The organism is Pedobacter sp., from assembly GCF_035317785.1.
Classification (GTDB): domain Bacteria; phylum Bacteroidota; class Bacteroidia; order Sphingobacteriales; family Sphingobacteriaceae; genus Pedobacter.
In genome coordinates this window covers 24,286-31,947 of record NZ_DATHGC010000289.1, presented here as the reverse complement: position 1 = coordinate 31,947, position 7,662 = coordinate 24,286, and the positions used below count along the sequence as shown (strand labels likewise).

General features: G+C 44.2%; 7 protein-coding genes. 3 read left to right on the top strand and 4 right to left on the bottom strand.

The features are described 5' to 3' along the window. From VK541_RS18035 to VK541_RS18025, 3 genes are all read left to right on the top strand, one after another. Positions 1 to 188: hypothetical protein (locus VK541_RS18035; RefSeq protein WP_324371764.1), on the top strand; the 188-nt coding region annotated here is incomplete at its 5' end. 99 nt (positions 189 to 287) lie between these two features. After that, positions 288 to 1,367 carry a class II fructose-bisphosphate aldolase gene (gene fbaA, locus VK541_RS18030; protein ID WP_324371762.1) on the top strand — a complete coding sequence of 360 codons (1,080 nt, stop codon included), beginning with the start codon at positions 288 to 290 and terminating at the stop codon, positions 1,365 to 1,367. Between the two features lie 159 nt (positions 1,368 to 1,526). Further along, positions 1,527 to 1,952: a GNAT family N-acetyltransferase gene (locus tag VK541_RS18025; RefSeq protein WP_324371761.1), complete on the top strand. Its 426-nt coding sequence runs from the start codon at positions 1,527 to 1,529 to the stop codon at positions 1,950 to 1,952. 14 nt (positions 1,953 to 1,966) lie between these two features. Here the strand turns inward: VK541_RS18025 and VK541_RS18020 are convergent, their stop codons facing one another. The 4 genes from VK541_RS18020 to VK541_RS18005 all read right to left on the bottom strand — a co-directional run bounded on the left by VK541_RS18020 (position 1,967) and on the right by VK541_RS18005 (position 7,332). Beyond that, a complete protein-coding gene (locus VK541_RS18020; protein WP_324371760.1) occupies positions 1,967 to 2,824 on the bottom strand; it encodes a hydroxymethylglutaryl-CoA lyase in 858 nt (285 codons plus the stop codon). Positions 2,825 to 2,931: 107 nt separating this feature from the next. Beyond that, positions 2,932 to 5,901: a protein translocase subunit SecDF gene (secDF, locus tag VK541_RS18015; protein ID WP_324371759.1), complete on the bottom strand. Its 2,970-nt coding sequence runs from the start codon at positions 5,899 to 5,901 to the stop codon at positions 2,932 to 2,934. A gap of 154 nt (positions 5,902 to 6,055) precedes the next feature. Then, positions 6,056 to 6,541, bottom strand: coding sequence for a dihydrofolate reductase (locus VK541_RS18010; RefSeq protein ID WP_324371758.1), 486 nt, complete (start codon positions 6,539 to 6,541; stop codon positions 6,056 to 6,058). Beyond that, complete coding sequence (locus tag VK541_RS18005; RefSeq protein WP_324371757.1) at positions 6,538 to 7,332, bottom strand: thymidylate synthase; 795 nt, start codon at positions 7,330 to 7,332, stop codon at positions 6,538 to 6,540. The genes VK541_RS18010 and VK541_RS18005 overlap by 4 nt, the downstream gene beginning before the upstream one ends. Between the last annotated feature and the right edge of the window lie 330 nt (positions 7,333 to 7,662).

Below are 7,662 nucleotides of genomic sequence, written 5' to 3'. Positions count from 1 at the left end.
TCCATAAACCGTCTGGTGCTTCTTTTTTTTCTTCTGTAAGGGTACTGATACCTTTTTTTTCTCTCTTAGACCAAGCCATGTTATTTCCTGAAAAATGCGACTACAAAGAAACAAAAAAAAATGAGAACAGTTTAAGGTTGTTTTTAATGACCGGAGAACGCCCTCCCTTTCATATTAGCCTGGGATGAAAATGTGCTGAAAGAAAGCATATTAATGCAAAATAATGCGCTTTACCTTTGCCAAAAATGATATTTTTCATAACTTCGGCGTACATTAAAATATTAAAGATGAGTTTAAAAGGTTACAAGGGCGTAGTTTACGGAGATGCCGTTCAGGAATTGTTTGAACAGGCAAAAAAACATCAATTTGCATTACCAGCAGTAAATGTTACCGGCACAAACACCATAAACGCAGTGATGGAAACTGCCAAAGCGGTTAATTCACCGGTAATTATACAATTATCTAATGGCGGAGCACAGTTTTATGCCGGTAAGACATTAAATAATGATGGTTTGAAAGCCTGCATTTTAGGTGCAGTATCTGCTGCTAAACACGTTCATTTATTGGCTGAACACTATGGTGTAGCTGTCGTATTGCACACTGACCATGCTGCCAAAAAACTTTTACCATGGATCGACGGATTGCTGGACCATGGTGAGCAGTTCTTCGCTGAACACGGAAAACCATTGTTCTCTTCGCACATGCTGGATCTTTCTGAAGAGTCAATTGAAGAAAACATGGAGATCTCTGCCAAATACCTGGAGCGTATGTCTAAAATGGGAATGACCATTGAGATCGAGCTTGGTGTAACAGGCGGTGAAGAAGACGGAGTGGATAACAGCGATGTAGACAGTTCTAAACTTTATACCCAGCCTTCTGAAGTAGCTTATGCTTATGAAGAACTGAGCAAGATCAGCGACAAATTTACCGTAGCAGCCGCTTTTGGTAATGTTCACGGCGTATATAAACCGGGCAACGTGAAGTTGCAGCCGGTAATTCTTAAGAACTCTCAGGATTATATCAAAGAGAAACTGGGATTAACTGCTGAAAAACCAATCAATTTTGTATTCCACGGTGGTTCAGGTTCTTCTCAGGAAGAGATCAGAGAGGCCATTTCTTACGGTGCCATCAAAATGAATATTGATACAGATATGCAATGGGCATTCTGGGAAGGCATCTTAGATTATTATAAAGCCAATGAAGCCTATCTTCAGGGCCAGATCGGTAATCCGGACGGCGAAGACAAGCCCAACAAAAAATACTATGATCCGCGTGTTTGGTTACGTAAAGGCGAAGAGCAATTCGTTGCGCGCCTGAAACAAGCGTTTGAAGATTTAAATTGTAAAGACGCCAGTGATAAACTGTAATTGTTTATAGAATATAGAATACAAAGCGCCTTGAGAATACTTAAGGCGCTTTTTTTATTTTATGATGCCCTGCAGTATAATGATGACTGAGATATAATCATTACGAAACACAAGAAAACATTATCTTTATATCATCTCTTTAATTAAGCAATTATCACTATGGAAACACTTCAGGTAAACAAAGTACATAGCAAAGACGACTTGGAAAAAGTTTTTGCGGTAAGAAAAACTGTTTTTGTAGATGAACAGAACTGTCCGCCTGAACTGGAATGGGAACATGAAGAAGAATCTGTACACTTTCTCGCTTTATTAAACGGAGAACCATGCGGCGCCTGCCGCTGGCGCAAAACAGATAAGGGCTACAAGCTGGAACGCTTTGCTGTTTTAAAGGAACACAGGGGTAAAAGGATAGGACAAGCCCTGGTTGCTGCGGCTTTGTCTGACCTGCCCGGGGATGCCGGCTACATTTACCTCAATGCCCAGCTTGATGCGATGCGCATGTACTCCAGGTTTGGATTCATCGCCGAAGGCGAGCAGTTTGAAGAAGCAGGCATCCAGCATCTTAAAATGGTGAAAAAATTATAAAAAGATATTTCAGCTTACAAAAACACCCTGGAAGAAAAAGCCAGAGCTTCCTGCCATTTATCCATATCAAGATTTAAAGATAGACCCTTGGTGTTCAGGTAGCTGATCAGGTCTTCTGTGGCCAGGTTGCCTGTCAGGTCGTCTGCTGCCATGGGGCAGCCCCCCAAACCCTTCAGTGCACTGTCAAAGCGCGTACAGCCGCATGCATATGCAGCTTCTATTTTCTCCAGGCGGGTCGAAGGAGTGCTGTGCAAATGCAGGCCAATTTCTGTTGTGCTGAACTTTGTGACCAGCGCCGGCAATATTGTTTTTATTTTCTCGGGCGAGGAGACCCCGGTAGTGTCCGACAAAGAAAGGATCTTTACCCCGTTGTCTACCAGCTGACCAGCCCAGCGCTCCAGTATCTCCGCATTCCAGGGATCTCCGTAGGGATTTCCAAAGCCCATAGAAAGATAGACCACTGCAGTCTTGCCATTCCTGTCGCAAAGTTCCAGCATCTGTTTTACAGTATCCATGGATTGCAGGATAGTCGTATTCGTATTTCTTTGCTGGAAGGTTTCAGAGATAGAAAAAGGAAAACCCAGGTAATTGATCTCTTCAAACGATACCGCCTCCTGAGCACCTCTTAAATTGGCAACAATGGCAAGCAGGCTTGAAGAGGTGACGGAAAGATCAAGTTTTGCTAAAACTTCCCTCGTGTCGCGCAGTTGGGGGATGGCTTTTGGTGATACAAAACTTCCGAAATCTATGGTGTCAAATCCTACCTGCAGGAGCAGGTTGATGTATGCGGCCTTAAGATCGGTAGGGATAAAATCATGGATGCCCTGCATGGCATCCCTTGGGCATTCAATCAATTTAACTGGTTGCTGCATTTATTCGTCAGTTTATGAAATTCCTGTGTTAGCTGGGACAAAGATACACAACAAACAAAAAGGCATCCAAACAGGATGCCTTTTTTTACCTTATAGTCTATAAAACGTTATTTATATACCTGATCGTCTCTTTTGCGCGTAAACTCGACCACAAATGGAGTTGCAACGAATAATGATGAATAGGTACCGAAGATGACACCAATTAGCATCGCGAATGAGAAACCTCTTAAAATATCGCCACCGAAGAAGAACAATACCAGTAAAGCAAGCATCACGCACAAACCAGTAACCACAGTCCGGTTAAGGGTGCTGTTTAACGCATTGTTTACAATAGTCGGCATATCCTCGTTTTTATGACGGCTCTGACCAAGGTATTCCCTTACACGGTCAAATACTACCACGGTATCGTTCATGGAGTATCCCATTACGGTAAGGATTGCCGCAATAAACTGCTGGTCAATGTCCAGTGAGAACGGCAGCCAGCCATTGAAGATAGAGAAGATCGCCAGCAATACCAGTACGTCATGTAACAATGCAATCACCGCCGCCAGGCCAAACTGAACATTTTTGAACCGGATCACGATGTAAATAAATACCGCTACGATAGCAAGCAATACCGCATAAATGGCAGAGGTTTTAATGTCATTGGCCATTGTTGGCCCGATCTTCTGCGCATCCTTAATCTGATACGGGTTCTTTAAGCTTTTTAGGCCGGCAGCCAGTTTTTGTTCAACCTGGTCGTCAACGTTTTCGTCATTCTGGTCTATCAGATAAGAAGTAGTGATCCTTACCTGATTGCCAATACCAAAAGTTTTCACCTCTGGCGCCTGACCAAACTGATCATCCAGTGCGTCTCTCACGTCAATCGTACTGATGTCTTTTTCAAACTGAACAACATATGCACGCCCGCCTTTAAAATCTACACCCAGGCTAAATCCTTTCGTGAAGATGGAGATGATACCTGCTATGATGATGACAGAGGAGAAGATGTAAAACTTACGTCGGCCGCTTACAAAGTTGAAGTTAGAGTCTTTGAAAATGTTTGCCGTAAAAGGAATAGAGAAAGATATCTTACCATCTTTTTTCAGTAAGCCTTCGAATACCAGACGGGTGATGAAGATCGACGTGAAAAGTGATGTAATGATACCCAATACCAATGTAGTAGCAAAACCCTTGATCGGTCCCGTACCCAGATAGAATAGAATAATACCTGTTATTAAAGTGACAATGTTAGAGTCAATGATTGCAGAATACGCATTGCTGTAACCATCGGCAATTGCCTGACGGACAGCCTTACCTGCTGCAAGCTCTTCCTTGATACGCTCATAGATCAATACGTTGGCATCTACCGCCATACCGATAGTCAATACCAGACCGGCAATACCAGGCAAGGTCCACACGGCTCCTAAAGAAGTCATGGCACCGATCAGGAAGAATAAATTGGTTACCAAAGCGATGTTGGCTACCCAGCCCGCTTTGCTGTAATAAATAGCCATGAAGATCAGTACCACGATCAAGCCAACAATAGATGAGATCAGGCCGCTGTTGATAGATTCCTGACCAAGGGTCGGACCCACCACATACTCACCAACGATGTGCGCAGGCACAGGTAGTTTACCAGCCTTCAGCACATTGGCCAAATCTTTGGTTTCCTCAGGTTTAAAGTTTCCGGAGATCTGAGAAACGCCGCCCGGAATTTCTCCGTTTACCGATGGTGCAGAATAAACCTGATTATCGAGTACGATGGCAATAGCACCTTTCGTAGCAAAGGCCTCTGCAGTCATTTTTTTCCATTTGGCAGCACCTTCACCGGTCATATACATGGTCACTTCCGGTTTGTTGTCCTCGCTGCTGAAATCGTCACGTGCATTGCTTACTGCTTCACCGCCCAGATCCGGTTTCCCGTCAAGCGAAGTTACTTTTATCGCGTACAGTTCAAAAATCTTACTGGTATTTTCAACACCCAGATCAGCGGGTTTTACACCCCACATGAACTTATAGGTCTGAGGGATGATGGATGCAATTTCCGGTCTTTTGAAGAAGGCGTTTACTTTAGCTGTATCTTTTTGAGCAACCCAACCCACAACTGGCCCCGGACGCAAAGATTGTTGTCCGTTTTCCGCAATAGAAGAAGGAGGGGTCATCACAGCAAACAAAGGATTAGATTTTGCCTGCTCCAGTATTTTGGCGGTTGTTGATGTATCTTTGGTATCTTTTGCTTTGGCCAGACCTGCCAGTTTGCTTTCTGATTTAGCAGCAGTATCCGCAGTATCCTTAGCAACAGCTGCAGTATCAGTGCTTTTCAATGAAGCGGCAAGTGTTCTGTTGATGTTCTCCATAATCGGATAAACTTCTTCATTGTTGTAAACATGCCAGAACTGCAGCTCTGCAGAGCCGGACAGCAATTTACGTACACGTTGCTTGGCATTTTCGTCAACACCTGGCAATTCAATCAGGATCCGGTTTGTGCCCTCCTGCTTTTGCATGTTCGGACTCACCACTCCAAATCCGTCAATACGGCTGCGGATAATGATAAATGAACGGTCTATCGCGTTATCGGCTTCCTTTGTCAGGAAAGCCTTTACCTCTTTGTTAGTGGCATTTGGTTTTAAAACCGAAGCGTTATCCTGGTTTGAAAAATAATCGGCCAGTTTTCCATTAGGATTTATTTTTTCAAATTCGTTTACGAAGGCAGAAATAAAATCTTTACCGCCGGCACTGGTCTGTGCCTGTGCATTTTTTATCGCAAGGTTTAAATTGGCATCATCAGATTCGTTTGCCAGTGATTTAACCAGATTAGCCAACGATATCTCCATCGTTACGTTCATACCACCTTTAAGGTCAAGCCCAAGGTTGATCTCTTTTTCTTTACAAAACTGGTAGTTAAATCCTAGAAGCGGATAAACCGGTACAGTGGCCATAGAGTCTAAATAAGCTTTTTCCTTATTTACATCACCCTTGGCAAAAGCCTTTGCGTCTTTTTCAACTTTAGAGGTAACGAAGTTGAATGAGAGAGAATACACACAGACAATACCCAATAGTATTGCCAGAAATTTAATAAAACCTTTACCCTGCATTTGTTTGTAGTTATTAGTCTATATCAGCTATATCTGTTTTTTAACAAGTCGGCAAATCTAATTATTTTTTTAAATAATAGGCCACGTTATGAATTTTTTATTATGGGGCTCAAAACTATTTGCGCCGGCAAATGTTAGGTATTGTTTGGCTGTGCTAAACACGCTCCAATGTGGAGAAGGTGAAGGCCAAATTGTTAACTCCGTCTGGCTCATGCCTTTCGGTTGCTGTCTCCTTCCAGAGGTTATGGTCTATTTCCGGAAAATAAGCATCTGCTTCATAGGACTGGTGTACGGTCGTCAGATAGATACGGTCTGTTTTTTCCATGGCCAGTTTATAGATCTCGGCGCCGCCTACTATAAAAACCTCTTTCTCACCGGCGCAGCACGCCAGTGCTTCATCTACCGTATTGACCACTTCTGCACCGCTGATCTCCAGGTCTGCGGACCGGGTGATCACAATGTTGCGCCGGTGCGGCAGCGGCTTTCCTATAGAATCAAAGGTCTTGCGGCCCATGATGATCGTATGCCCTTTGGTGATCGTTTTGAAATGTTTCAGGTCAGTAGGGAGGTACCATAGCAGTTCATTGTCCTTACCTATGGCATTGTTTTCGCCGATAGCTACTACTATACTGACCGTCATACGGCTACTGCCCCTTTAATGTGCGGGTGCGGATCGTAACCTTTCAAAGTGAAATCTTCAAATTTGAAATCAAAAATATCCTTTACCTCAGGGTTGATCTCCATGGCCGGAAGTTCTTTGGGCTCACGGCCCAGTTGCAGTTTCGCCTGCTCGATGTGGTTGTTGTACAAATGTGCATCGCCAAGTGTGTGGATGAAATCTCCGTAAGCCAGGCCGCATACCCGGGCAACCATCATGGTCAGCAGTGCATAAGAAGCAATATTAAAAGGCACGCCTAAAAATATATCGGCACTCCTCTGGTACAGCTGGCAGCTCAGTTTGCCGTCGGCCACATAGAACTGAAAAAAAGCATGGCAAGGCGGCAGGGCCATATTGTCGACTTCCGCAACATTCCAGGCAGAGACGATGATCCTTCTGGAATCAGGGTTGTTTTTAATGGCATCAACGATCTTAGCGATCTGATCAATGTGTCCGCCATCAGGTTTAGGCCATGAGCGCCATTGCGAGCCATATACGGGCCCCAGATTGCCGTCTGCATCTGCCCATTCGTCCCAGATCCTCACCCCGTTGTCTTTCAGGTATTTGATATTGGTGTCTCCGGTCAAAAACCAGATCAGTTCATGAATGATCGATTTCAGGTGCAGTTTTTTTGTGGTGACCATCGGAAAGCCGTCCTGCAGGTTAAACCGCATCTGGTAGCCGAATACGCTGATGGTGCCCGTTCCGGTACGGTCATGTTTTTGTGTGCCGTGATCCAGCACGTGCTGCATCAAATCTAAATATTGCTTCATTGAAATGCTAAAAAAATGTTCTTGTCCGCGCAAACAAAAGTAGGGAATATCTTCGAGAACTGTATCGGGTATATCTTGCTTTTGCATTGCTGCCTACGTGCTTCTGATTCCGCTCCGCATCAGCTGGAGGATCCACAATAGCTGTTCCTCGATGATTGCGGGGCCCAGGGGTCATGCAACCCCCTAGCAACCCCCTAGATGGGGTTGTGAAGAAGTCATGAAGATAAGGTATCAGAAAGGTGGCATACCAGTAGCAGAAAGTATAGAAAATCAACCGTTCATGCGTTGCTCTTAAGACGGCCTTTTCGTAAGTTTGGCAAATTAAACAAA

Bases quoted from the DNA above. Each gene is read 5' to 3' on its own strand.
- fbaA (WP_324371762.1), top strand. From the start codon at position 288: ATGAGTTTAAAAGGTTACAAGGGCGTAGTTTACGGAGATGCCGTTCAG.
- VK541_RS18025 (WP_324371761.1), top strand. From the start codon at position 1,527: ATGGAAACACTTCAGGTAAACAAAGTACATAGCAAAGACGACTTGGAA.
- VK541_RS18020 (WP_324371760.1), bottom strand. From the start codon at position 2,824: ATGCAGCAACCAGTTAAATTGATTGAATGCCCAAGGGATGCCATGCAG.
- secDF (WP_324371759.1), bottom strand. From the start codon at position 5,901: ATGCAGGGTAAAGGTTTTATTAAATTTCTGGCAATACTATTGGGTATT.
- VK541_RS18010 (WP_324371758.1), bottom strand. From the start codon at position 6,541: ATGACGGTCAGTATAGTAGTAGCTATCGGCGAAAACAATGCCATAGGT.
- VK541_RS18005 (WP_324371757.1), bottom strand. From the start codon at position 7,332: ATGAAGCAATATTTAGATTTGATGCAGCACGTGCTGGATCACGGCACA.